The organism is Pseudomonas sp. H3_E07, from assembly GCF_054668895.1.
Genome location: NZ_CP162795.1, coordinates 2,459,413 through 2,483,783 on the forward strand (window position 1 = coordinate 2,459,413; position 24,371 = coordinate 2,483,783).

Genomic DNA, 24,371 nt, shown 5'->3' on the forward strand with positions numbered 1-24,371 from the left:
GGTTTTTCTCCCGTAGATTCTGTAATCAGCGCCCGAAACGCACGCCGTAGCTCATACCCAGTGTGCCGCCGGACTTGCCATCCCCGCCCTGTGGCGCAGATTGGTAGCCGAAGGTGAGGGCCAGTTCGTCGTCACCCAGGACTTCGAAACCAATGCCCGTATTGATGCCGTAGTTGAAGGTTTGGTCGGTCCATTGCCACCCCGCCGTCATGTCCACCAGCCAGGTGTACTGCGGCTTGCTGCGCACCAGGGCACCAGGGATGCCGCGGCGCCAGGACGTGCCGACGTAGAGTTGGCCGTAGCGACTTTGCAGCAGGTCGCCCGACGCAATGGTCTGCAACTCGATCGGATCACCCGGCTCAGGCGGCGCGACATCAGGCACTCGAATCGGCCCATTGAAATCGCTGGAGAGGTAATCCAGGTTGCGATCCTTCACGTTGTTCTTCTGGTAATCCACACCGCTGCGCACCGTCCAGTTAGGCCCGGCGAATTCCAGTGTGTGATTCAGCTCCAGCTTCAGCGCATGACCATTACCCAACGATTTGTCGGTACGTGTCGAGAATGAGCGCTGTGCCACTTCCCAGCTCAACTGGTCCCGCGCGGTCAGGCCGTGACGGCCGCCGACCCAGGCGCGGTCCTGCTGGCCGAAAGCACGCATCAGGCCGCTGTCGTCGCTTTTGCGATGCCAGTCCAGGCCGGTCTCGATCTGGTGGCTTTCGCCCAACTGCCACATGCGCGACAGGCCCAGGCCGTTACGGTCGTCGTCCTTGCGCTGGCTGGTGTCGGCGAACAACTTCCAGCTGCCGTTTTCCACTGAGCGCACCAAGGTCAGGGCCGCGTTGCTCTCGTCGCCAATGCGCGAGGAGATGACGTCGTCGCCTTTATAGTTGCCGTGTTCCATCTCGACATCGGCGTACCAGTTATCACCCAGGTTGTGGGCGATTTCCAGGCGCGGCGAGTCAAACGACAAGCCACCGAAATCCTGTTTCTGATACGACAGCAATGCGCCTTGCGGAGTGGCTTCGTGGATCTCCACCGCCTGGCGACGCAGTTGCTCGTTCACCGAATCCGGCTGGTCGTCGCCCAGTGCAGACAGGCTGGTTTCCAGTGCCTCGTTGGTGCGCCCCAAACGGCTGAGCGCCTGTGCGCGCTGCGCCGGGTTCAGGTCGCTGCTGGCCAACAGGGTTTCGACCTGGGCTTTATTACGGCTGCGCAAGGCTTCCTGGATCTGCTCGTAACGGTCAACCTTGAGGCCCTGGGTGCGCGCCCAGGCCAGCCAGTCGTCTTTCTGCGCTTGCTGGTTGGTCGCATCCAGACGAGCCAGCAGGCGCTCGAACCACAGCTGTTTCATCGACGGCGAACCGTCTTTCCACTTCAGAAGTGCTTGCTGGGCCTTTTGCGGTGAATAGCTGCTCGACATCAAACGCAACCAGATCGCGTAGCGCTGGGACGACGGTTGCAGGTTCTCGGCCTCAGGGCTGCGCAGCAACTTCAGGCGCAGGCGCTGGGCGGCGTCCTGGTAGCCAGACGTTTCCAGTGCGTCGGCATACGCCGCCTGCACCAGCCAGTCATTCGGGCTGAGCTTGAGGTACAGGCGATACCAGGCCAATGCTTCGGCATCGCGCCCCAATAGCTGGCTGGCACTGGCGAACGGCAGCCAGAGCAGACGGTCGTGCCGTGCATTTGCACGCCATTTGGTCAGCAAGGGTTTGAGTTTTGCCGTGTCGGCCTGGTCGACATACAGCCAGGTCAAGCGCTCGCGGAACAGGTTGTCATCGGGGTAGCGCGACAAGCCCAGCAGATAGAGACGCTCGGCCTCGGTGGCATCGCCCTGCTCCGCAGCCAGGGCACCGCGTACCGCCAGAACCTGGGCTTGCTCGTAGGCTTCCGGGTATTTTTTGGCGTCTTCCAACAGGGCAACGACCTGATCCCACTCCTGGAGCTCCTGGGCCAGTTGCAGTGCCTCGACCAACCGCTGCGGGTCTTGGGCACGGTGCCAACTGTCGACCATCAACTTCAAGGCACGCTGCGGATCGCTGGTGCGATACAGGGTGATCAACTGGCTCTCGTCGCCACTGGTCAGCTTGCCTTTGAGGGACAGCAGCTTTTCCAGGGAGACACGTAAGTCTTCGTCGCGCTCCAGGCCCCAAGCGAGCGCCGCACGGGTGTGCCAGTATTCAGGATCATCGATGGACGCATCGTCCGACTTCACCACTTCCCAGGCCGCTTGCTCGTCGAACAACTTCATTTCCGTGCTGGCCCAATCGACCAATTCGGCGGTGGTCAGCTTGTAGCGTTTTGCATAGTCCTTGTAGAGCTTGCCTTTGGCCGCGAACTGCCCGGTGTTTTCCAGGTTCTGCAGCAAGCGTGTCCAGGCCAGGCGATGGGCCGGGTACTTGCGCAGGTAAGTACGCAACCAGGACTCGGCCTCAGCGGGAGTGCCGCGGGACTCATGGCCGTAGATCAACGCATCCAGTTCGATATCCGTGAGCGGACGCTGCTGCATGATCTCTGCAAGCAATGGGATCGAACGGGCAAAGTCGAATTGCAGGCTAGCGAGGCGCCAGGCGTGCTCGCGGATCTTCGGATCTTCCTTGAGTTTGAGCAGGTGAATCCAGTAGTCCAGCGCGGCTTCGTTATCGCCGCGCCACTCACCGAGCTTGGCCATTTGCTCCAGCAACTCGCTGTCATCCGGGTAATCGATGACCAGCTCCTGACCGGTTTCCCACGCACCTGCCAGATCATTGATAGACAGGCGTACATGGAATTCTTTGACCAGGATTTTGCGATTGTCAGGCTCCAGGTCATGCCACTGCTGGAGCACACGCTGGGCCAGTTCGAACTGCTTGGTCGCAACGGCGACATCCACGCCTTGCTCCAGCCACGCCACGTCAGTTTGCGGGTTTTTCAGCTGGGGCAACTCGTCAGCCAGCACTTGCGCGGCCTGCTCGTCACGGCCGGCCGACAGCAGGCTGTTGAACGCGAGTTGCGCGTATTCCCGTCGCTCACCCGGTTGCTGGGCGTCACGCTTAAGTTGCAGATAGATGTCTGCCGCGCGCGCAGGTTGCTCCCCCGCCAGGTACCACTGCGCGGCTGATTTGAGCGCATCGGTACGTTGCGCCGGGTCACGCCCTGCGATCTCTTCGAACACCGTGGCGGCAAACGCCGGAGCCTGCAGGGTCAGCGCCAGCTTCGCCAGGCTCTGCAGCTGGGCCACCGGCAGCTTGCGATGATCGAAGCTTTGCAAACGCTCGACCAACGCCTGTTGCACGATCAGATCATTGCCACCGGCCGCGATCAGCGCGTCCAGTTCCAGGCGATAGTAGGCCTGGAGTTCGGGTTGCGGCTTGGGCCAGGCATCCACGTGTTGGCGCGCCTTGGTGTAGTCACCGAGGCGAATCAGCAAGTCGACCAGTTGCAAACGCAAGTGGTCGTCGTCCGGATGCGCCGTCAGCAATAGCTCGGCATAGTTGGCCGACACGGCGTCGGGCTCACGCCCGTCGGGCTGGAACACTTCTTCACGCTGGAAGGTTGCCCACAGCAGGCCACCCACGGCCACCGCGACCACCGCCAGTGCCCATGGGTTGAGCAGGCGGCTGCTTTTAGTTGCAGAGGAGTTGACCATTACTCACCTGCTTCATAGGAAGTTGAAAAGTCCAAAGGCCGGCCGAAGCCTTGCCCGCGAATCGTTGCCCATCGACTTCCACGCGGCAGGCAGTTGCCGAGCGCACGGAGAAGGTCAAGTCGAACTGACCGGCAAAGGAAAAGCTCACGCGACGATCGTCCAGGTAACGCCAATCGAGTAACGGCACGTTGGCTTCCTCCAGCGCAGGTCGAGGGTCTCTGTCGGCACGCAATGCCAGCAACGCCCGGTCGCTGCTCAAGGCCACGTAGCGCCCTTGCGGCAGGTCGCGTACGCCAGCAATGCCTTGTGATTTGAGCAAGTCCGGCCAGCCCATTTGCGCGTCAAGGCGCACGGTACGCAGTGCGTCCATCCCGCGAATCTGCCAAGCGCCGTCGGCAGTACGCGCCAGGCTCGACTGATACAGGCCGTGCAGACGATCGATGTAGTCAGTCATCCACAACGACATCGGTTGCTGCTCGCGCATGTAGCCGTAGATCTCGTGCATGGCCTTGATCGAGGCCTGCTTGGTGCTGGAATAGAAGTGGTAGTAGAGGTGCAGGCCACGCAGGCGGCGCGGGCTGTCAGTCAGCTCGAAGGTCTCGATCAACTCGCGGAACCCGTAGTACGGGCCTTTCCACAGGTTGGTGTACAGGTTCTCGTTGATGATCGGCGCGTAGTACTGCAACCCGCCAGGTGTCGGGCGCAGCAAGGGGTTGAGGCCGGTCAGCGACGGGTTGGCCTTGGTCATGATGGTTTCAGCGCCGTTGACGTTCTTCAGGCCAGCGTCATACGCCAGCTTGATGGTGTCCGAGGACGGCAGTGCATCACCTGGCCAGAACACCATCTTCACCGGCTTCTGCGGGGTGGTCAGGTTCTGGTTGATGTAGTCGCGCGAGCCAAAGATCTCGCGGCGAAAGTCGATTTTATCGTAGCCAGCGATTTTCATATTCAAGCCGTATTCCGGGCTGAAATTCTCGCGCTTCTGGGCTTTTTCCGGCTGCATGAAAAACGGGTGGCTGAAGGTGTGCGTGGCCACTTCGACCTTAGGGTTGGCGAAGATCTCACGGGCAATCGGCTCAAGCTCACGCGCCAGGAACGGGAACGCGCCACGCGGCGAGATCTCGCCTTCGATGATCGACACTGATGTCAGGAACGGGTTGGGCTTGATGTAGTCGTCCAGGGTGTGGCGGCCGGCGTAGGGCGTACCCCGCACTTCGGCACGGGAGGGGAAACCGTCGCCATCGATGTGCACGGTCGCAATGCGCCGGCCATTTTCGGTGGTGGTGTCCGGCCGCGGTTGCGCCGGCAACTGCAGGCTGGCCTGGAGGAACGCGAACGGATCGAGAATCCAGCGGCTGCGCTCGTTGTTGCTTTCAAGCAGGTAAGGCGCGAGCGCAATGCCGCCCCATTTGCCAACCACCACCGGGTTGAAAACGGCGCCATTGGCACCGCTCAAGGACAACGCCGGGGTGGGGCCGTTGGGCAATACCGAGACCGCTGCCAGGTCACGGGAGCGAGGCACCACCGGTGCCTCGAATGCGCCCAGCAGGGCCTTGTCCTGGTGGGTGACGGTCAACACTTGAGTGGCGGGCGGCGTATCCCGCTTGAGGCCCAGGCGCTTGAGCAGCAGCTTGTCCTCAACCGGCAGGCCACTGAAAAACACCACCGGGACCTGTTCGTCCAGGCGTGCGTTGATAAAGCGATTGAACGCCGGTGCATCCTGCGATGGGCCGCTGGTCATCCAGGTGACCACGCCTGCGTACAAGCCACTGAAACCGTAAAGCGGCAGGTTACTGTCGGCAGGCAGATAATCGACACGGTAGCCAAGATACTCCAGCAACCCCCCCAGGTTGCTATGGCCGGCGGCATCTTCCAGCGCGCCTTCACGCGGATCGAAGATCATCGCAATACGGCGCGGCTGGACCTCGATGCTGCTGATACCCAAGGTGTTGAGGTCCGGGGTACTGATGTAGGGAATGAAACCTTCATCGCGCAGACGCTTGGCGAGCTTGCGCGCTTCTTCACGGCGCTCCGGTGGCAAGTAGTCGATGGCCACCAGCGGCACGCCCTTGGCGCGCAGCGGTTGCAGATGGGTTTCGAGCCACTGGCGATCGGACTCGGACACCGGGCGATAGCGTTTGGCGGAAGCATCCCAACCGGCATGAATCGACTCGACCGCCACGGCGGCGGCAACGCCGTCCAGTTCAGGCAACACTTCGAAACCACGGTTGAAAAACAGCTTCAGGTTCGGCTGACGCTTGTGCAGTTCACGCAGCAAGCTGGCCAGGCCGACGCGTTGGCTTTCGCGCGAGGCCTGGGGCATCAGTTGGAAGCTGTCGAGCGTATCGAGGAACAGGCCCGCATAGCCTTGCGCTTCAAGCGCCTTGGCGCGCCCGAAGAGATGCTCACGCCAGGCCGTCGAGGTGAGGTCCATCACCTGACTGTCCCAGGCGTCGTTACGCACCGGGGAAACCGCTTTGCTCAACCCGGCTTTCTCGACCTCCGCCTTGTTGCCATCGAACTCACCGATGGACAGGTACGCAAACGGCTGGCTACCCAGCGCCCGCAAGGTCTTCACATCGCCGGGCGTCATGTGGCCCGGCTCGACCACGGCCCAGTCGAACTGCGACAGTTCCGGCAGCGGAGGTTGCTCGGCGTACCAGAAAGCCACGCTGCTCGGTTGAGATAAAGCAGCAGCGTGCACAGCCGGCCCACCGACGAATAAGGCAAAAGCGGCGAATAGCCGCTCAGCGATCGCGCGGATACGCGTCCTGCGGAAAACGATTTCCATAATTTACTCTTGAAGATGACTGAGCCAATACTGCGTAAACGTCGGGTGAAGTGACCGGCGAACTACAAACTGCGCAACAGCTGCGCCAAACCCTGGCCAATCGACGTCGGTTGCGGGAGTGCAAAGCGCTCCAGCAGACGGGTGTTATTGGCGCGCGAATGGCGGATGTCGCCTTGGCGCGGTGCCTGGTACGTCACGTTCAACGCGGTGCCGGTGGCATTGCCCAGTTCAGCGATCAGGTCATTGAGACTGGTCGAGCGGCTGAGCCCTACGTTGATTGCTTCAGGTGCCGGTTCGCGGGTCTCGACTGCCTGGACGAGAATGCTCACCAGATCCTGCACGTAAACGAAATCGCGGGTTTGCTCGCCGTCACCAAAGACGGTAATTGGCTGACCCGCCAACGCGCGCTCGGTGAAGATGCTGATCACGCCGGAGTACGGCGAAGACGGATCCTGGCGTGGGCCGAAGATATTGAAGAAGCGGAATATCACCGGCTCCAGGCCGTGCTCGCGACGGTAGAAGTCCAGGTAGTACTCACTGGCCAGCTTGTCGCTGGCATAAGGCGTCAGTGGGGACTTGGGGGTGTCTTCGGCGATGGCCGTGCCTTCGCCGTTGTTGCCGTAGGTGGCTGCGCTGGAGGCAAACACTACCCGCGTCACGCCGGCCTTGAGCATGCTTTGGCACACATTGAGCGTGCCGACGAAATTGGCCTGGTGGGTGGCGACGGGGTCGTCTACCGAAGCCTGCACCGACGCCACCGCAGCCAGATGCACGACTGCGCTGCAGTCAGCCATGGCCTGCTCGACCACGGCACTGTCTGCGACATCGCCAATCATCAGCTCCAGGTCAGGATGTGCGACGGGCAGGTTAGCCACCTTACCGGTCGACAAGTTGTCCAGTACGCGAATCTTGTAGCCTTTACCCAGCAAAGCTTCTACCAGATGTGACCCAATAAAACCTGCACCGCCGGTAACCAGAATTCGTCCTACAGCCATGAAGTTTGCTTCCTAAGACTCGAGCGCAGGCACGCAGCAGCGAACCCGCTAATTAAAGGTGACAGTGTTTAAGGGCTACCCTGACCAACGTCGCCTGGCCATCCGAGTCCAAGCCGCCTTATCCCTGAATCTTGAAGAACCACAGCCTGGGACGAATGCGCGTCACTAATGTCATTTTAATGGCTTAGAGCCATCAAAATCGTCGCGAATAATGTTGGATCCGAAAGGGACTGTCAACGTATTGTCTAACTTGCCGCCAAACGGCAGTTTCAGCCATAAATAAGTCATTTAATTGACGGCGCTTATTGATCGTTACGTTGTCTTCGCGATTGGCTATGCGTCCGAGGCGGCGTTCAGTCGCGCCTGTAAACCCATGCTGGACGCTCGCCACGCACGAACATTGCTGAGAGCCCGCGCGTGCGACACCTATATGGCACTTAGCCACCTTTTTTCATTGACACCCCCTCCCCGCTCCGTTAAAAACCCTGCCTTGCTTGTGCTTCTAATCGAGACATGGATTTGTCGACCCCACCGCTTTTTAATCACCGCCGCTACTGGCTCGCGGCAATCATCGTGCTACTGGCGGTCCTGGACCCTTTCGGCCTGGCCAGTTCCAGCGACAAGGCGTCAGCGCAGTGGCTTAACCGCATGTTCGCCAGTCACTATTCCAACGAAGGTCAACAACGCGTGGCGGTGGTGGTGATCGATGACGCCTACCTGATGCGCAACGGCACCTCTTGGCCGATGCCCTACGGCGAGCAGAGCAAATTGTTCAAACGTTTGCTGGCGTACAAGCCCAAGGCTGTTTTCGTGGACTTGCTGTACAGCCATGACCATTCTTTTGGCGACCCGGCGCGGGGCAGCCAGCTACTGGCAAATGTGTTCAAGCGTTATCAGCGCCAGGGTATCCCGCTGTGGCTGGCGAATACCGGCGTCGTGCGAGGAGAGGCGGGCCAGGCCAACACACTGCAACCCTTCGCCGAGGTCAGCCGCCCAGGCCTGGTGGCCTGGGAAGGCGTGGACGACCAGTACCCGTTGGCAGTTCAGACGCCACTAGGGCTTATGGAAACACCAGCCATGGTGCTCTACCGCGAACTCTGCAGAACGCAGAAGTGCCAGTCGCCGCCGGTGGATGCCCAAACCGCCGCACAGCGGCAGCCGATCGCGGTGCAGTGGGGGCTGAAGCTGGCGCCAGAGCAAGCGCGTATTGCTGATGTGCGCCACTGCGCGCCGGCGCGGCATTTTGTCCTGGATGGACTCGCACAGTTTTTCCAGGCGGTGTTCTGGAAACTCGACGACTCGGCCCTGGCCCGCTGCCCTTATACCCTGACGGTGTCAGCCAGCGACTTGGAAGTCAGCGACCCGCAAGACCAGGCATTGCTCACCGAGTTATTGCGCGATCGCCTGGTCCTGGTCGGCGCCAATATCACCTCCACGGGAGACTTGGTGGACTCGCCGGTTCACGGCCAGCTACCGGGCGTGTACCTGCACGCCATGGCCTTGGATAACCTGATCAATGCAGGCATGGACTACGCCCATGAGCCCGCCAACTTTCCCGGCCTGCCCTTCAATTGGCTGGACCTGCTGGAGCTCGCCCTATTGGCGTTGATCGCCGTGCTCAAGGCGCTGCATGCGCGACGGCTGGCGGGTCACCGCCCCTGGAGCCGTTGGCGCCGCCGCGAGATCCGGTTTTTTTCTTCGCCGTGCCCGTCGTGGTTGTTAGTGATGTCGGTGCTTGCCCTGATGAGTGTGTTGTTGAGCGTCAACAACATCACCCCGGTCAACGTGCTGGGCATCGTATTGCTGTCATTGGTGCTGTTCAGCGAGCGGATCGAAGCCTTCTTCGACCGAGATCGCTGAGTGTGCCGCTCAGATGTCTGACTCAAGGAACCCAAGGATGAACAGAAGCCTCATTGTCTTGCTTGCCACCCTCTTTACCCAGGGCGCCTGGGCGGAAACCCACAGCATCAAGGCATTCCTCGCCGACCCGGTAGCGGTGCTCGATGAGCAAGGTAAACAACAGCGCGAGTTATCGAAGCAGGAAACGCCTACGCAGCCCTTGCCGGTGTTGCAGTACAACAAGGCGCTGGACTTGGTGCAGGTGGAACTGGCCGGCCAGAAGGTCTGGTTGGACACGATGGACCTGCGCATCGAGCCGCCGCTGAACGTGGTGGACCTACCCTGCCAAGGCCTGACCAAAAGCCAGACCAAAGACAGCCGCAACAACTCCACCATTGGTTTTGGTGCCGGCTGCAATCAATAAAAAGGAGCGCTGCGGTGAAAGGATCTCTATGGGCGGCCAGCCTGCTGGCAAGCACGCTACTCAGTGGCTGCGCCACGTTGAAGGGCGCCGATCAGGCGTTCATGAATCTGGTGGGACCTTCGACCCAATCCCGGGTGCAGGGCCATTATGTGGATAACACAGACGTGCGCCCGTATTACAAACTCGACCCGCAACGCCAGAGCCAACAACGCTTGAGCTATGACGGACGCACAGTACCCGCAGCCGAGGCTCGCCAGCAGAACCTGGTGGATATTCCGATGCTGCAGGTGTATCTGCAGGGTATTGTCACGCGCTTATCCAAGGGCTGGCCGGGCGAGTTGCCGGCCTTGCAGGTAAAAATCACCGACAGTTACAGCTTCGGCCCTTCGGCTGACCCTTACGGAAATGTGTTCGTGCCCCTGGGCATGCTGGATAACGTAGGGAGCGAAGACGAAATCGCGGCGATGCTCGGTCATGAGATGAGCCACGTATTGCTGCACCACCACGATCGCATGGCCGCCTTCCAGCAGCAGAAAGAGATGTTCACCACGGTCGCCTCCACGGTCGCGTTGGCCACCATGGCTGCCGACACGGGCGTGGATCGCAGTTCCGGCACGATGAAATTGTTCAGCAAAGACCCCGCCGGCACCCAGAAGACCATCGGGAATACCGTGCTGTATACCGCGCTGGCCAACACGTTTTCCGACCATGTCTGGAGCACCGCCTGGGGCCGCACCCAGGAAGACCAGGCCGACTTGCTTGGCACTGACTTGATGATCCGCGCCGGTTATGCACCGCGTGCCGCGACCCACAGCCTTGAACGCCTCAGTGATTTTCAGGGCAAGCAAAAACCGTTGCTCACGGGCTTTCTGACCGCGCGTAAAAACGCCATGCAGGATTCGCTGCAGCAGTTCAACCTGAACCGGTTTACCCAGGAACTGGATGTGCTGGTCAAAGACGGCCTGACCACCAGCATCACCGCGACCGCCCAGTACTTCAATCGCTCCCATATGTCGGCAACTGATCGCGACACCGAGTTACGCCAGTACCTGCAACGCGAGTATCGCCAGGAGCGCCGTGCACGGATCAACACGCAAAGCTGGACGAAAATGAAGAGCACGCCGCAAGTGGCGAAAGCCATGCAAGGTTACAAGGATGCCTACTTCGCCAACGACGCCCTGGAGAAAAACAAAGTCCCAGACGCTGATGGGTTCATCCGCAAAGCCTTGGCCTCTCCCGTCAAAGACCAACCCGGTATCCGCCGCACCGCCTACACCGTGCGACTGGCCCAGGGCCGGAGCGGCGAAGCGCTGAAAGAGCTGCAAGCGATCAAGGACTGGAGCCTGGCGGGCCCCTCCACCTTCGACCTGATGATCAGCTATCACCTCAAACGCGGAGATGGGCAGTCGGCGCTGGCGATGATCGACAAGGCGGAACGTCACCTCGGCTCTGAAGAACTGTTCATAACCGAGAAATTATTGGCTAACCAGCAAGTGCAAAATGCGCAGCAGGTGCAAACCGTGCTGCGCAAGTGTGAGCAATATCCGGCACGTAAAGAGAACTGCAAAAAACTCGTGCCGGCCAAAGCCTGACGTTTAGTGACCAGCGCTTTGCCCACCGTCTACATGCAGAATTTCGCCGGTCACAAACCCGGCGTTCTCCAGGTAGACAATCGCCTGGGCGATGTCACTCACCTCGCCCATGTGCCCGACCGGATGCAATTGCCCGAGCGCCGCGTGGGTTTCCGCGCCGTGCATCGGCGTCTTGATGATCCCCGGGCTCACCGCGTTCACCCGGATGCCACGTTTGGCGTACTCGATCGCCAAGGACTTGGTGGCCGAATTCAGTCCGCCCTTGGTGAGGTTCGCGAGTACCGACGGCACGCCGTCAATCGCGTGATCCGCCAGACTGGTGGTGACGTTGACGATGTGGCCGGCGTTGTTTTTTTCCATTTCGGCAATGGCGAGTTGGGTGATGTAAAAGAAGCCGTTGAGGTTCACCGCGAGGACGTTGGCGTAGTCCTCTTGCGTGTAGGCCGTGAACGGTTTGGCGACGAAGATACCGGCGTTGTTGATCAGGCTGTCGATGCGCCCGAAGGTGGCCAGGGTTTCGTGGATGACGCGCTGGGCGGTGGCCCGGTCAGCGATGTCGCCGGCGACGGTGAGGATGTCCGGGTCGGTGGATGGCTGGATCGAGCGCGAAGTAGCGACCACGCGGTAGTCGAGGGCACGGTAGGCCTGGACCACGGCAGCACCGATACCTTGGGATGCGCCGGTGATGATGACGACTTTCTTCATGAGGATTCTCCAGTAGGGATTCAGGCTTGGGATTTGCGGTATTCGGTGGTGGTGATACCCGCATAGCCCCAGTTGTCGGTGTCGACTTCTTCGATGACGATGTGGGTCAGATCGGGGCGTTTGTGCAGGACGCGTTCGAGGGTTTCGGTGAACTCGGCGATGACCTGGGCTTTTTGCTCCGAGGTAACGCCGTCACGGGTGATGCGCAGGCTGACAAAGGGCATGGCAGGGACTCCAGTGGCCGGCCATCGGGGTGATGGGCGGGCAGTGAGGTCAATTTAGGCTTGCGTCGGGGAGGGATAAAGGTGGGGCCGAGTACTTCATTCATACTGCGGTGTAACAAGACCGCAGCGCACTAGCGCGCATAAAAAAACCCCGAACCAGTCGGGGTTTTTTATCGCCTGGAATCAGGCACGACGCCGGATCATTAGAAAACGTTGATCGGGTAGTCGGCGAACAGACGGATTTCGTTACCGCCCACGTTGTACTGGTCGGCGTTATTGGACACGCGCAACCACGACGCACGCGCACGCAGGCTCAGGTCTTTGGCTGGACCGCTCTGTACGACGTATTTGAACTGGTTCCAGATTTCACGCTCGGTACCATCGCCACGGTTGGTACCGTCGTCAATGTTGGTACCGCGCACGTAGGCAACGTTGTAGGTCAGGCCCGGTACGCCGAAGGTGGCGAAGTCGATGCCGTAGCCAAGCTGCCAGGAACGCTCGTCCTTGCCGTTGAAGTCGGACCAGTAGGAGTTCGCCAGCAAGATGGTGTTACCACCGTCACCGATGCCGCCAGCGTTGCGGTAGCCGCCGTAGAGGTAGCCGGTGTCGCCGGTGCTGCGCTGGTGAGCGACGGTGAAGCTGTGCGGGCCGACAGCCCACGTAGCGCCCAGGCTCCAAATCTTGTTGTCACGGGCGTCAGCGTCTTTCTGGTTTTCCAGGGCGAAGCTGCGGTCCAGCTTGGTTTTGTAGCCGTTGAAGTCAAACGTCAGCGACTGCTTTTCTGGCAGGGCCAGCACGTAGTTGACGTTGACGTATTGCTTCTTCAGCACGTCCTGCATATCGGAGGCGTACAGGGCAGCCGACAGGCTTTCGGTGAATTTGTAGCTACCACCGATGTAGTCGATGCTTTTCAGGCGACCGCTGTCGGTGCCTTCCATGCTCTTGCGGGCTTCTTTGGTGAAGTGACCTGCGTCCAGTTGCAGACCGGCGATCTCTTTGGAAACGATCGACGTACCGGTGTAAGTTTCCGACAACAGACGGGAGTTGTCGTACTGCAGCACAGGCACGGCCGGGAACTGATCACCGTACTTGAGCACGGTGTTGGAAACGCGGAACTTCACGGCAGCGCCGCCCTTGGCCAGGTCGTGTGGGGCCGAGCCAGGGTTGTTCGAGCCATCAGGGTTGGTAGTGCCATTGCCCTGTTTGAAGAAGTCGATACCGCCAGCGCCGGCACGGCCTTTACCACCGTCCAGACGGATAGCGTATTGGCCAATCACGTCCACACCCACACCAACGGTGCCTTGGGTGAAGCCGGATTCGAGCTTGCCGATGAAGCCTTGGCCCCACTCGGCTTTGTCTTGCTTGCCGTTCTTGTAGTCACGGCTGATGTAGGCGTTACGTGCGGCGATGTTCAGGTGGCTGTCTTCGATAAAACCCTTCGACTGGTCCTGATCGTTTGCCATGGCTGTCGATGCGCTCAAAATCCCCAGAGCGATCAGACTCATCCGTTGCTTCAACATTTTCTTATATTCCTTATTCCTGGTTGAGTACGCGCTGTGACACCAGGCTCCATGTCGCTTTTTCTGGTGTCGACTGATTCCGGAAAAAAGAAGGCCCGCGGACGACTTAACAGGCCGCGGGCCTTTTTTTATTGGATGAGTCATGGCGGTTAGCCACAGGCGTTGGGCGCAATCCTAGTCGCGCCCGGAACTATGTGTCAATTTCGCGAATCGTCTGTATTTAGGCGAAATAATTCTAAGGAGGGACCTACAGCCGTTCTGAAAGCGACATAAAACCGCAGCAAAACAGGCAGGAAACACATCTAGTAACATATTTCAGGCCCGATACGTTTGGGAATGGATAACGCACGTAAATGCAAAGCATTACCATTAACGCAGTTTGCCTCCCTAACAATTCGGATACATTTCTCCATGCCTGCCCTTCGCCTGACGCCCATCACCCTTGGGCTCTCCGTTCTGCTGTCTGTCGGTTTTGCTTGTGCGGCCACTACCTTGCCTGAAACCTCGATCAGCGCCGAAGTTGACGAAGACGACCCACGCGTCAAAGAAACCAGCACCGCCACCCGCACCGCCACACCCGTGCGTTATGTGCCTCAGGCCATCGACTCAGTGAAGACCGAAAGCCTGCGTTCCTATGGCACTAATGACCTGGGCCAGGCATTGAGCGGCATCCCCAACGTCAGCAGCGGCGCCGACACGCGCTTCGACAGCGTGCGCATCCGGGGTTTCGACGCGAGCAATGACTTCTATCTGGATGGCATTCGCGACGACAGCCAATATGTGCGCGACCTGCACAACATCGAGCGCATCGAAGTGCTCAAGGGGCCGGCAGCCGTACTCTACGGGCGAGGCGGTCAGGGAGGAATCGTCAACCGCGTGAGCAAACTGCCTATGGCCGGGCACAAATCAAGCATCGAAGCCCAGGGCGGCAGCGACGATCTGCGCAGTGTGTACGCCGACCTCAGCACCGACCCCACGGATAACATCAGCCTGCGCCTGAACATGGGTAATCAAGACAACAACAGCTTCCGCGATGGCGTCAGCGGCAATCGCCAGTTGTTCGCTCCGTCCATGAGCTGGCAGCTCACGCCGGACCTGAACTGGCTGGTGCAATACGAATACAGCCGTTACAACCGCACGCCTGACCGTGGCATTCCCGGCGTCAACGGCCGACCCGCGGATGTCAGTCGCAGCACCACCTACTTTGATAACCGCGATTACATCGACGACAAAACCCAGTCGCTACGCTCCAAGCTGGCTTATGAACTCAATGACAACTGGCAACTGCGCCAGACCCTGGGCGTGTTCAAGCTCGACAGCGATTTCGACAATACCTATCAAACCGCCTATGTGCCGGCGACCCACAGCGTGACACGCCAACGCTGGCAGCAAGACCTCACCACCCTCAATGTCTTCAACAACGTCGAGCTGGAAGGTGGCTTCAGTACCTACGGCCTGGAACATCGCGTGCTCACCGGCCTCGAACTGGGCAGTCAGCGCCGCGATCCGAAGCTGTACACCGCCACCGCCGTCAACCGAGGCGGCCAGGCGGTGCCGAGCCTGGACCTCAGCCAGCCCAACCGCAACCTCAGCCACACCGGCCGTATGAGCCTGTCGAGCAACAACCACACCGAAGTCGAAAGCCGTGCCCTTTACGTGCAGGACCAACTGCGCCTGAATGACCAATGGCAAGTCCTGGCCGGTCTGCGTTACGACCGGTTCGAAGTGGACACCCAAAACAAACTGCTCAATACCCAGCAGGACGTCAAAAGCCACAGCACCAGCCCGCGCTTCGGCCTGGTCTGGACGCCACTGGAACATCACACCTTCTATGCTTCGTGGAGCAAGACGTTTTCTCCCGCAGGCGGTGGCTTGATCGGTATCACCCCCAACGCTGCCGGCAGCGTCAACGACCTGAGCCCCGAGCTGACCAAGCAGAAGGAGATCGGGGTCAAGAGCGACTGGCTCGACGACCGCCTGAGCACCACCCTGGCGGTGTACGAGTTGGAACTCTACAACCGCCGCACCAGCGACCCCCTGGATCGCACAATCACGCTGCTCAGCGGTTTGCAGCGCTCACGCGGCGTGGAGCTGACCGCCACCGGCAAGATCGTCGGCAACTGGTACGTGCGTGGTGGTGTCGGCCTGCAAGAGGCCACGGTCGAGAAGGATAACAACGGCTTTGAAGGCAAGCGCGTCAGCGATGTGGCCAAACGCAATGCCAGCCTGTTCATTACCTGGAAACCGGAGATGGGCTGGTACGCGGAAACCGGCTTGACCCTGGTCGGCGATCGCTATGCCGACAACCTCAACACCGTGGTGCTGCCGGGCTATGGTCGCTGGGATGCGTTGGCTGGGTTCCGCCAGAAGGAATGGGACGTCAGGGCGGCGCTGAACAATATCGCGGATAAAACCTACTACGCGTCGGCGACCAGTGTGGCGCAAATTCAGCCGGGAGAACCGCGTAGCGTGGTAGTGACGGGGACTTACAGCTTCTAATGCAGCGCCTCTCCCTGTAGGAGCCGGCAAGCCGGCGCCTACAGGCTCTTCAACAAATCGCACAACACGTGCACTTCATCCTCACTGAACAACCCCGCCGGATAACGTTCACTCATCACGCTGCGCCAGTCAGGCTGTTGCCTGATCTGCCGCGGGCCGTTTTCCCTCAACCAGAGCGCCAGCACATGGATCGCGTCGCCGTTGACCCGCAAAGGGTGGGACGTGCGCGTGTACATCAGGTTGATATCGGCATTCATTTCAGCGCTCTCTCCTACTGCGTGAGCGGCTAACTTACTCAAGGTTTATGACAGAACTGCGCAGTCATCGCCTTGGGCCACTGTCACACCGGCGATACAAGAGCTATGCCAATGTCTCGTGTTCATAGGCGTTTGGCCACAAAAAAGCCCGCGACCTGTCTGGGTCGCGGGCTGGTTGTGGACGCCTGAACCGATCAGCGCCGGTTCGTCGTCATGGTGCTGTTACAACTGCACTCAGTTTTTGTGCGGCGCTGGCTGTTGTTGGGTCAGGCAGTGGATATTGCCGCCACCCAGTAACAGTTCGCGGCCCGGCACCATCACTACTTCATGCTGCGGGAACAGGTCCTGCAGGATAGCCTTGGCCTGGCTGTCCAGCGGGTCGTCGAAGCTCGGCGCGATGATGCCACCGTTGACGATCAGGAAGTTGACGTAGGAACCCGCCAACCGCACCGTCGGATTACGTTCCTGGGTGCCGTCAACCGGGTCGACACCCTCACATTCTTCCTCGGTCGCGTACAGCGGGCCCGGAATCGGCATTTTATGCACTGTGAACGAGCGGCCCTGGGCGTCGGTGCTGCTTTGCAGCACGTCCATGGCGGCGTGACAGCGCGCGTAGTTCGGGTCTTGCGGGTCGTCAGTCCAGGCCAGCAGCACTTCGCCCGGGCGCACGTAGCAGCAGAAGTTATCCACATGGCCGTCAGTTTCGTCGTTGAACAGGCCGTCCGGCAACCAGATGATCTTATCCACAGCCAGATTGGCGCTCAGCACCGCTTCGATCTCGGCACGGTCGAGGTGCGGGTTGCGATTGCGGTTGAGCAGGCATTCTTCGGTGGTGATCAGGGTGCCTTCGCCGTCGACATGGATCGACCCACCTTCCAGCACAAAGCCTTCGGTGCGATAGCGTGGCGCGCGTTCGATTTCGAGGATCTTGCCGCCGACTTGCGAATCGCGGTTCCACGGCGAATACAGGCCGCCGTCGAAACCGCCCCAGGCGTTGAAGTCCCAGTTCACGCCGCGCACCTCACCGCTGTCGTTGATCACGAAGGTCGGGCCAGTGTCACGTACCCAGGCGTCATCGCTGGACATTTCCACCACGCGGATGTTCGGCACATCCAGGCGCGCGCGGGCGTTTTCGTATTGACCGGCGGAAACCGCCACCGTGACCGGTTCAAAACGTGCAATGGCCTTGGCCACCGCCACATGAGCCGCCTGCGCCGGTTTGCCGCCCAGGCGCCAGTTGTCCGAGCGCTCAGGCCAGATCATCCAGACCTGAGTCTGTGGTGCCCATTCGGCAGGCATGCGGAAGCCATCGGCGCGTGGGGTGCTGTGCAGGGTGGTCATGGCGATCAGGACTCCGAATGGGGGTAAAGCCGACTTTATAACGGATAAAAATCGGCTTTAGAAGCGACAAAACATCATGGCTGATAACCATGAGATTATTTAGCCGATAAGAATCGACTATCTACAACTGTTCATCCAGCACTTTCGACAGCATGTCGACGAAGAAATCCACACTGTGTCGAGACGTGACCATCGGCGGCTTGATCTTGAGGATGTTCAAATAATCCCCCGTCGGTTGCATGAAAATCCCCAATTCCCGCAGGCGATCACACAGCAACGTGGTCTCTTCAGTAGCGGGTTCCAGGGTTTGCCGATCGCGGACCAACTCCAGTCCAAGATAAAAACCTGAGCCGTGGACAGCCCCCACTAACGGATGACGATCGATCAGTTCTTCCAACCGGGCCTTGAAATGCCCACCAACCACCCGGGCGTTTTCCCACAACTTTTCCTCTTCCATCACATCCAGCACGGCCATGCCGATCCGGCAACTCACCGGACTGCCTCCCGACGACGAGAAGAAATACCCCTCAGCTTCCAGCGCCTCGGCGATTTCCCGCCGAGTAATGACCGCGCCCAGCGGCTGGCCATTCCCCATACCCTTGGCCATTGTAATGATGTCAGGCACCACGCCTTGCTCTTCAAAGCCCCAGAAGAAATGCCCCATACGGCCGTAACCCACCTGCACTTCATCGGCGATGCACACGCCACCCTGGGCGCGGACGAGTCCGTACACCTGCTGCAAATAGCCCGGCGGCAACGAGATGCCACCTGCATTGCCATACACCGGCTCGCAGATGAAACCCGCCAGTTGGCGTTGGCTCGCGGCAATTTTCGCCAGGTTGTGCTCCACGCTTCGGACGTAATCCGGCGCACTGTCCTGCCCGCGGAACTCACCGCGATACGTATTGGGCGCGGTCACCGGGTGCACCCAGTCCGGGCGGCTGCTCAACGCCTGGGGGTTGTCGGCAATCGACGTGGACACCGCATCCGCCGCCACCGACCAGCCGTGGTACGCCTCCAGCACGCTGAGCATGTCGCGTCCGCCGCTGTAGGCCCAGGCCAGGCGGATCGCCAAATCATTGGCCTCGGTGCCGCTGTTGACCAGGAACACCCGGTCCATGCCCTCAGGCGCCAGCGCCAGCAAACGCTCGGAAAATTCGGTAACGGCCGCGTAATGGAAACGCGAGTTGGTATTGAGCAACGACCACTGCCGCGCTGCCACTGCCGCCATGCGCGGATGACCATGGCCCAGCACGGCGACGTTGTTGAGCATGTCCAGGTAGGAACGGCCCTGCATGTCGATCAGGTGGTTGCGCCAGCCACGTTCGATGCGTGGCGGGTCGGCATAATAGTGCTTTTGCGAACGGGCGAAACTGGCGTCGCGGCGGGCCAGCAAGGCCTCAGGGTCCAACTCGGGTTCGGCGTCGCAGGCCAGGCCCAACAGCGCGGCCGGCGATGGGCACAGCGATTGCCATGCCTGTGCCCGTGACGGCGTGCAAAACAACGGTGCGGGCACGTCAGCACGGCACAGTTGCACAATGAGCGGGCCTTCGACTTCACCGATCACCTGGCCCTTGAGCACTGCGGCACCTGGCTGCAACAGTGCTTTCATGCCCCATAGCCACACGCTTGCCTCACTGCTGTGCACCTGAAGCCCACCGTTGGCGCCCGGTCGTACAACACCTGCAAACGGCGCTTCAACCGATGTACCCAAAGGCACGTGCAGTTCGACATGCAACGGGAACGTCTCTGGCTCAATCGCGCTGTCAGGCTGGGTCTGCGACAAACGGTATTGCCCATAGCGACTTGCCGCCAGGCCATGCACCGCCGCCGCCTCCTGCAACAGCCGTTGATCGACCCCCGGTTGTTCCCAGTTACCCGCCTCGAAATGCGGGCTGAGCACGCCCAGATCGATCAACGCAAACTCACGCCCAACCAACCCCGGCAGCAACGGCGCAAAGCCTTGACTGGCGAGGGGTGCCGGCGCCTGACCGACGCAGCCCAGAATGGCCGCCTCCATCAATGCAAATGGCACTGACGTGGCTACATGGAAAATTTCCCACTCATGCTCGGCGTTTTTCAGCAGGTAGCGGTTATCCGGATCCAGGCGTTGCTGCTGCTCGCTGCTCAGCACCAGCACCGCCGCACGGGCGACGATCAGCGGCCACAGCGCCAGCAGTTCTTCGTGCTGCAACGGCGTGACCGCGTGGCAGGCCTGGATCGCCGGCAGGATCGCAAAGGGATCGCCGTCAGCATGATGCAGCAACGCCGCGCAAGTCACCGACAGATCGGCAATGCGCCAGGTGTGCACAAGGTCGCCGAAATCGATCACGCCCTGAATCTGCCAGTGCCGTTGCGCATCGCGCTGCCACACCACGTTGTCGTCGGTGATGTCCATGTGCACCGCCTGCCACGGCAAGTGATCGGCCAAGGGGCGGATACGCGCTTCGACCTGCTCGGCCACTTGCTCCAGTGCCAGGCGATGCGGCAGGTTTTCCAAGGTCGCCAACAGATGCTTGATCAATGCCTGGGCATGGCGCGGGTCCCACTGCAGCGTGCGTTGCAGGCCCGGATGCTCGAACCGCGCCAGCGCCTGGCTCATCCGCCCACACAGGTCACCAAACCCTGCGATCACCCCGCGCCCCAGGTGGGGCAGATGGGTCAACGGCTGGCCATCGATGTACTCCAGCACGCGCACGTGCAGGGCTTGACCTTCGAGGTTCAGGGTCAACAGCGCTTCCCCGGTCAAAGACTTGATGACCTTGGGTACGCGTACCGTCTGCAGCCTATCAAGCGCAGCGTGCTGGGCGTGCAGTTCAACAGCGTCGTAGTCGCCCCGACAGATTTTCAGAACAAACCGGCCGCGGGGGCTGTCGACTCTGTAGTTGAGGTCTTGCTGACTGCCCAATGATTGCAAGGTGCCAGCTAGGCCGTAATGTTGCGCGAGCAGTTGAGCCACCTGATCGGTGCCCACTTGCGGGCAGGGTAGACTGGCGCGATGGATCAGGGTGGCGAGCGGCATTGTGACGACCTCGGTTTTTTTAGGCGTCTATATCGCCATTGTTCTGGTGGATAAGGCAACCCCTAGTCACACCGCGCTTGCGCCACCTCGCCACACAACTCAAGCTATGCTCCATTCGCTTAATGTCCGTCTAAGGAAAAGGCCCTCCGACATGCGCATTCTCATCACCGGTGGTGCCGGTTTTATTGGCTCTGCCCTGATCCGTCACCTGATTCAACACACCGAGCACGAAGTCCTCAACCTGGACAAACTCACCTATGCGGGCAATCTGGAGTCGCTGGCCAGCATCGCGTCCAACAGCCGCTATGAGTTCGTCCAGGCCGATATCATCGACCAGGCCACTGTCAGCGCCATACTGGAGCGCTTCGAGCCCCAGGCGATCATGCACTTGGCGGCAGAGTCCCATGTCGACCGCTCGATTGATGGCCCATCGGATTTCATTCAAACCAATATCGTCGGCACCTACAGCCTGCTGGAGGCCGCCCGCGCCTATTGGCAGACGTTGGCCGAGCCCGCCAAGGGTAACTTCCGTTTCCATCACATTTCCACTGACGAAGTGTACGGTGACCTGCACGGCGTGGATGACCTGTTCACTGAAACCACGCCCTATGCGCCCAGCTCGCCGTACTCTGCGAGCAAGGCGGCGTCCGACCACCTGGTACGCGCATGGCAACGCACCTATGGCCTGCCGGTGCTGCTCACGAACTGTTCGAACAACTACGGGCCGTTCCACTTCCCCGAGAAGCTGATCCCCTTGGTGATCCTCAACGCACTCGCGGGCAAACCATTGCCGGTCTATGGCAATGGCTTACAAGTACGTGACTGGCTGTTTGTCGAGGACCATGCCCGCGCGCTGCTGAAAGTAGTGACCGAGGGTATCGTCGGCGAAACCTATAATATCGGCGGTCACAATGAGCAAAAAAACATCGATGTCGTGCGTGGCATCTGCCAATTGCTGGAAGAGTTGGCACCCCAACGCCCCAGCGGCGTCGAAAAATTCGCCGACCTGATCACGTTCGTCAAAGACCGCCCCGGCCACGATCAGCGTTATGCAATCGATGCCAGCAAGATTGAACGCGAGCTAGGCTGGGTTCCTGAAGAAACCTTCGAATCCGGTTTGCGCAAGACCGTGCAGTGGTACCTCGATAACCTGGAATGGTGCCGCAGGGTCCAGGATGGCAGCTATCAGGGCGAACGTTTAGGCAACACTGACTTTAAGGATTTGATCGCATGATGAAGGGAATCGTATTGGCCGGCGGGTCCGGCACCCGTTTGCACCCCATTACCCTGGGTGTGTCCAAGCAGTTGTTGCCGGTGTACGACAAGCCGATGATCTACTACCCGATCTCCGTGCTGATGCTGGCGGGTATCAAGGACATCCTGGTGATTTCCACCCCCGTGGACTTGCCGCAATACCGCAACTTGCTGGGCGATGGCAGCCAGTTTGGCGTGCGTTTCAGCTACGCCGAGCAGCAAACCCCGGATGGCCTGGCCCAGGCGTTCATCATTGGTGAAGAGTTCATCGGCGATGATCCTGTGTGCCTGATCCTGGGCGACAATATCTTCCATGGTCAGCATTTCGGCGAACAACTGCTTAGAGCGGCCAAGCGACCCTATGGCGCTACTGTTTTCGGCTACTGGGTCAAGGACCCGGAGCGCTTTGGCGTGATCGATTTCGACAGCGAGGGCCGTGCCCTCTCCATCGAAGAAAAGCCGGCGAAGCCAAAATCCAGCTATGCCGTGACCGGCCTGTACTTCTATGACAACGACGTGATCAAGATCGCCAAGGCGGTCAAGCCTTCGCCCCGTGGCGAGTATGAGATTACCGACGTCAACAACGCCTACCTCAAGCGCGGCGACCTGCATGTAGAGCGTTTCGGCCGTGGTTTTGCCTGGCTGGATACGGGCACCCATGACAGCTTGCTGGAGGCCTCGCAGTACGTGCAGACCATCGAGCACCGCCAAGGCCTGAAAGTAGCTTGCCTAGAAGAAGTCGCCTATGAAAACGGCTGGATCAACCGCGAGCACCTGCTGGAACGTGCCAAATACTTCGGCAAGACCGGCTATGGCCAATACCTGTACTCGCTGGCTGGAGAGAATCAGTGAACGTCATTGAAACCTCGCTGCCCGACGTGCTGATCATCGAACCCAAGGTGTTCGGTGATGAACGTGGCTTCTTCTACGAAAGTTTCAACGCCCGGGCTTTTGAAGAGGCAACGGGTCTCAAGCGTCAGTTTGTTCAGGACAACCACTCACGCTCCCAGAAGGGCGTGCTGCGTGGCCTGCATTACCAACTCGAACACACCCAAGGCAAACTGGTGCGTGTCACCGCCGGTGAAGTATTGGACGTAGCCGTCGATATCCGCCGCAGCTCGCCGAATTTCGGCCAGTGGGTGGGTGTACGCTTATCGGCCCAGAATCACCGCCAACTATGGGTGCCGGAAGGTTTTGCGCATGGATTCGTGGTACTGAGCGAACACGCCGAGTTCCTGTACAAAACCACTGACTACTACCAGCCCAGTGCCGAACGCTGCATCCTGTGGAATGACCCGACACTGGCAATCGACTGGGAGCTGAGCGAGGCGCCACAGCTGTCCGCCAAGGACCAGGCGGGTAAACCCTTGATGGAAGCTGACGTGTTCCCATGAAAATTTTGATCACCGGCCAACATGGCCAAGTCTCCCGCGAGCTGCAACTGCGGCTCCAAGGCCTGGGCGAGCTCGTCGTCCTGGGACGCGACCAGCTTGACCTGGCCGAAGCGGAGCACATTCGCCAGCAGGTGCGGGCCCATCGCCCTCACCTGATCATCAACGCAGCGGCCCACACGGCCGTCGATCTGGCCGAGAGCGAGCCGGACGCGGCCTTCGCCATCAATGCCATCGCCCCGGGCATCCTTGCCGAAGAGGCCAAGGCGCTGGGCATCCCGCTGATCCACTATTCCACCGACTACGTGTTCGACGGCAGCAAACCTGCCCCCTACCGCGAAACCGACACGCCGAACCCGCTGGGCGTCTACGGCCAGAGCAAACTGGCGGGCGAGCAGGCGATTGCGGCCGTCGGCGGCGAATACCTCATTCTGCGCACCAGTTGGGTCTACTCCAACCACGGCAAGAACTTCCTGCTGACCATGCAGCGGCTGCTGCAGGAGAAGCCGCAAATGCGCATCGTCGCCGACCAGATCGGCGCGCCGACCTGGGCCGGCAGCATTGCCAACAGCACGCGCGCGTTGATCGAACGCTGGCAAGCAGGCGAACCGGGGGAATGGGGCATTTATCACCTGAGTGCTCAAGGCGAAACCTCCTGGTTCGGTTTTGCCGAAGCCATTGGCGACCACCTGCGTCAGCAAGGCAAAACCTGCGCCGAACTGGAGCCCATCCCGTCCAGCGCTTATCCGACGCCCGCCAAGCGCCCGCTGAACTCGCGCCTCGATTGCAGCCGCCTGCAGCAGCAATGGCACGTCAGCCAGCCACACTGGCAAGACGCATTGCGCGAGTGTCTTGCACTGCAGCACTAGGCATAATGCGCCTGTACCCACAG

The 24,371-nt window shown here is 60.2% G+C and carries 17 protein-coding genes; 8 read left to right on the plus strand and 9 right to left on the minus strand.

The genetic code is table 11. From position 1 onward, the window contains the following. Positions 1-25: 25 nt before the first annotated feature. From AB4O08_RS11160 to AB4O08_RS11170, 3 genes are all read right to left on the minus strand, one after another. Positions 26-3,625 (minus strand): tetratricopeptide repeat protein, encoded by a 3,600-nt coding sequence (locus AB4O08_RS11160; RefSeq protein WP_460114123.1) that lies wholly within the window; start codon positions 3,623-3,625, stop codon positions 26-28. Next, entirely contained in the window at positions 3,603-6,416 is a 2,814-nt protein-coding gene (locus AB4O08_RS11165; protein ID WP_460114124.1) for a bifunctional glycoside hydrolase 114/ polysaccharide deacetylase family protein, read from the minus strand. The genes AB4O08_RS11160 and AB4O08_RS11165 overlap by 23 nt, the downstream gene beginning before the upstream one ends. Before the next feature lie 62 nt (positions 6,417-6,478). Beyond that, a complete protein-coding gene (locus tag AB4O08_RS11170; RefSeq protein ID WP_069672841.1) occupies positions 6,479-7,411 on the minus strand; it encodes an NAD-dependent epimerase/dehydratase family protein in 933 nt (310 codons plus the stop codon). A 513-nt stretch (positions 7,412-7,924) separates the two neighbouring features. Here AB4O08_RS11170 and AB4O08_RS11175 point away from each other — a divergent pair. From AB4O08_RS11175 to AB4O08_RS11185, 3 genes are read left to right on the plus strand one after another with little or no spacing between them, the layout of a single operon-like run. Next, complete coding sequence (locus AB4O08_RS11175; protein ID WP_460114125.1) at positions 7,925-9,271, plus strand: CHASE2 domain-containing protein; 1,347 nt, start codon at positions 7,925-7,927, stop codon at positions 9,269-9,271. A gap of 37 nt (positions 9,272-9,308) precedes the next feature. Further along, positions 9,309-9,674 carry a hypothetical protein gene (locus AB4O08_RS11180; protein WP_010214029.1) on the plus strand — a complete coding sequence of 122 codons (366 nt, stop codon included), beginning with the start codon at positions 9,309-9,311 and terminating at the stop codon, positions 9,672-9,674. A gap of 14 nt (positions 9,675-9,688) precedes the next feature. Next, positions 9,689-11,266 carry a M48 family metallopeptidase gene (locus tag AB4O08_RS11185; protein ID WP_044286474.1) on the plus strand — a complete coding sequence of 526 codons (1,578 nt, stop codon included), beginning with the start codon at positions 9,689-9,691 and terminating at the stop codon, positions 11,264-11,266. A 3-nt stretch (positions 11,267-11,269) separates the two neighbouring features. On the opposite strand, the gene AB4O08_RS11190 is transcribed toward AB4O08_RS11185, so the two are convergent. The 3 genes from AB4O08_RS11190 to AB4O08_RS11200 form a co-directional block, all read right to left on the minus strand. Continuing rightward, on the minus strand, positions 11,270-11,971 hold the full coding sequence (locus AB4O08_RS11190) for an SDR family NAD(P)-dependent oxidoreductase (RefSeq protein WP_010214032.1): 702 nt from the start codon (positions 11,969-11,971) through the stop codon (positions 11,270-11,272). Between the two features lie 20 nt (positions 11,972-11,991). After that, on the minus strand, positions 11,992-12,195 hold the full coding sequence (locus AB4O08_RS11195; RefSeq protein ID WP_010214033.1) for a tautomerase family protein: 204 nt from the start codon (positions 12,193-12,195) through the stop codon (positions 11,992-11,994). 203 nt (positions 12,196-12,398) lie between these two features. Next, positions 12,399-13,715 carry an OprD family porin gene (locus AB4O08_RS11200; RefSeq protein WP_010214034.1) on the minus strand — a complete coding sequence of 439 codons (1,317 nt, stop codon included), beginning with the start codon at positions 13,713-13,715 and terminating at the stop codon, positions 12,399-12,401. A gap of 411 nt (positions 13,716-14,126) precedes the next feature. Between AB4O08_RS11200 and AB4O08_RS11205 the strand changes: the two genes are divergently transcribed. Then, entirely contained in the window at positions 14,127-16,214 is a 2,088-nt protein-coding gene (locus tag AB4O08_RS11205) for a TonB-dependent receptor (RefSeq protein WP_069672848.1), read from the plus strand. A 38-nt stretch (positions 16,215-16,252) separates the two neighbouring features. Here AB4O08_RS11205 and AB4O08_RS11210 read toward each other — a convergent pair whose 3' ends face one another. The 3 genes from AB4O08_RS11210 to AB4O08_RS11220 form a co-directional block, all read right to left on the minus strand. Next, the gene (locus tag AB4O08_RS11210) at positions 16,253-16,471 is read right to left on the minus strand and encodes a hypothetical protein (RefSeq protein ID WP_010214036.1); all 219 of its coding nucleotides are present in this window, start codon (positions 16,469-16,471) and stop codon (positions 16,253-16,255) included. A 234-nt stretch (positions 16,472-16,705) separates the two neighbouring features. Then, a complete protein-coding gene (gene aguA / locus AB4O08_RS11215) occupies positions 16,706-17,812 on the minus strand; it encodes an agmatine deiminase (RefSeq protein WP_069672849.1) in 1,107 nt (368 codons plus the stop codon). Positions 17,813-17,933: 121 nt separating this feature from the next. Further along, on the minus strand, positions 17,934-20,834 hold the full coding sequence (locus AB4O08_RS11220; RefSeq protein ID WP_460114126.1) for an aminotransferase: 2,901 nt from the start codon (positions 20,832-20,834) through the stop codon (positions 17,934-17,936). A gap of 151 nt (positions 20,835-20,985) precedes the next feature. On the opposite strand from AB4O08_RS11220, the gene rfbB reads away from it, so the two are divergent. From rfbB to rfbD, 4 genes are read left to right on the plus strand one after another with little or no spacing between them, the layout of a single operon-like run. After that, entirely contained in the window at positions 20,986-22,068 is a 1,083-nt protein-coding gene (gene rfbB, locus AB4O08_RS11225; RefSeq protein WP_021492338.1) for a dTDP-glucose 4,6-dehydratase, read from the plus strand. After that, the gene (rfbA, locus tag AB4O08_RS11230) at positions 22,065-22,940 is read left to right on the plus strand and encodes a glucose-1-phosphate thymidylyltransferase RfbA (RefSeq protein WP_096143904.1); all 876 of its coding nucleotides are present in this window, start codon (positions 22,065-22,067) and stop codon (positions 22,938-22,940) included. The genes rfbB and rfbA overlap by 4 nt, the downstream gene beginning before the upstream one ends. Next, the gene (gene rfbC, locus AB4O08_RS11235; RefSeq protein ID WP_010214044.1) at positions 22,937-23,482 is read left to right on the plus strand and encodes a dTDP-4-dehydrorhamnose 3,5-epimerase; all 546 of its coding nucleotides are present in this window, start codon (positions 22,937-22,939) and stop codon (positions 23,480-23,482) included. The genes rfbA and rfbC overlap by 4 nt, the downstream gene beginning before the upstream one ends. Beyond that, complete coding sequence (rfbD, locus tag AB4O08_RS11240; RefSeq protein ID WP_096143905.1) at positions 23,479-24,348, plus strand: dTDP-4-dehydrorhamnose reductase; 870 nt, start codon at positions 23,479-23,481, stop codon at positions 24,346-24,348. Before rfbC ends, rfbD begins: the two co-directional genes overlap by 4 nt. Positions 24,349-24,371 lie beyond the last annotated feature (23 nt).

Coding starts and splice junctions, on each gene's coding strand:
- AB4O08_RS11180 (WP_010214029.1), top strand. CDS start 9,309: ATGAACAGAAGCCTCATTGTCTTGCTTGCCACCCTCTTTACCCAGGGC.
- rfbD (WP_096143905.1), top strand. CDS start 23,479: ATGAAAATTTTGATCACCGGCCAACATGGCCAAGTCTCCCGCGAGCTG.
- rfbA (WP_096143904.1), top strand. CDS start 22,065: ATGATGAAGGGAATCGTATTGGCCGGCGGGTCCGGCACCCGTTTGCAC.
- AB4O08_RS11195 (WP_010214033.1), bottom strand. CDS start 12,195: ATGCCCTTTGTCAGCCTGCGCATCACCCGTGACGGCGTTACCTCGGAG.
- AB4O08_RS11190 (WP_010214032.1), bottom strand. CDS start 11,971: ATGAAGAAAGTCGTCATCATCACCGGCGCATCCCAAGGTATCGGTGCT.
- AB4O08_RS11200 (WP_010214034.1), bottom strand. CDS start 13,715: ATGTTGAAGCAACGGATGAGTCTGATCGCTCTGGGGATTTTGAGCGCA.
- AB4O08_RS11160 (WP_460114123.1), bottom strand. CDS start 3,625: ATGGTCAACTCCTCTGCAACTAAAAGCAGCCGCCTGCTCAACCCATGG.
- AB4O08_RS11170 (WP_069672841.1), bottom strand. CDS start 7,411: ATGGCTGTAGGACGAATTCTGGTTACCGGCGGTGCAGGTTTTATTGGG.
- aguA (WP_069672849.1), bottom strand. CDS start 17,812: ATGACCACCCTGCACAGCACCCCACGCGCCGATGGCTTCCGCATGCCT.
- AB4O08_RS11220 (WP_460114126.1), bottom strand. CDS start 20,834: ATGCCGCTCGCCACCCTGATCCATCGCGCCAGTCTACCCTGCCCGCAA.
- AB4O08_RS11175 (WP_460114125.1), top strand. CDS start 7,925: ATGGATTTGTCGACCCCACCGCTTTTTAATCACCGCCGCTACTGGCTC.
- AB4O08_RS11205 (WP_069672848.1), top strand. CDS start 14,127: ATGCCTGCCCTTCGCCTGACGCCCATCACCCTTGGGCTCTCCGTTCTG.
- AB4O08_RS11165 (WP_460114124.1), bottom strand. CDS start 6,416: ATGGAAATCGTTTTCCGCAGGACGCGTATCCGCGCGATCGCTGAGCGG.
- AB4O08_RS11210 (WP_010214036.1), bottom strand. CDS start 16,471: ATGAATGCCGATATCAACCTGATGTACACGCGCACGTCCCACCCTTTG.
- rfbB (WP_021492338.1), top strand. CDS start 20,986: ATGCGCATTCTCATCACCGGTGGTGCCGGTTTTATTGGCTCTGCCCTG.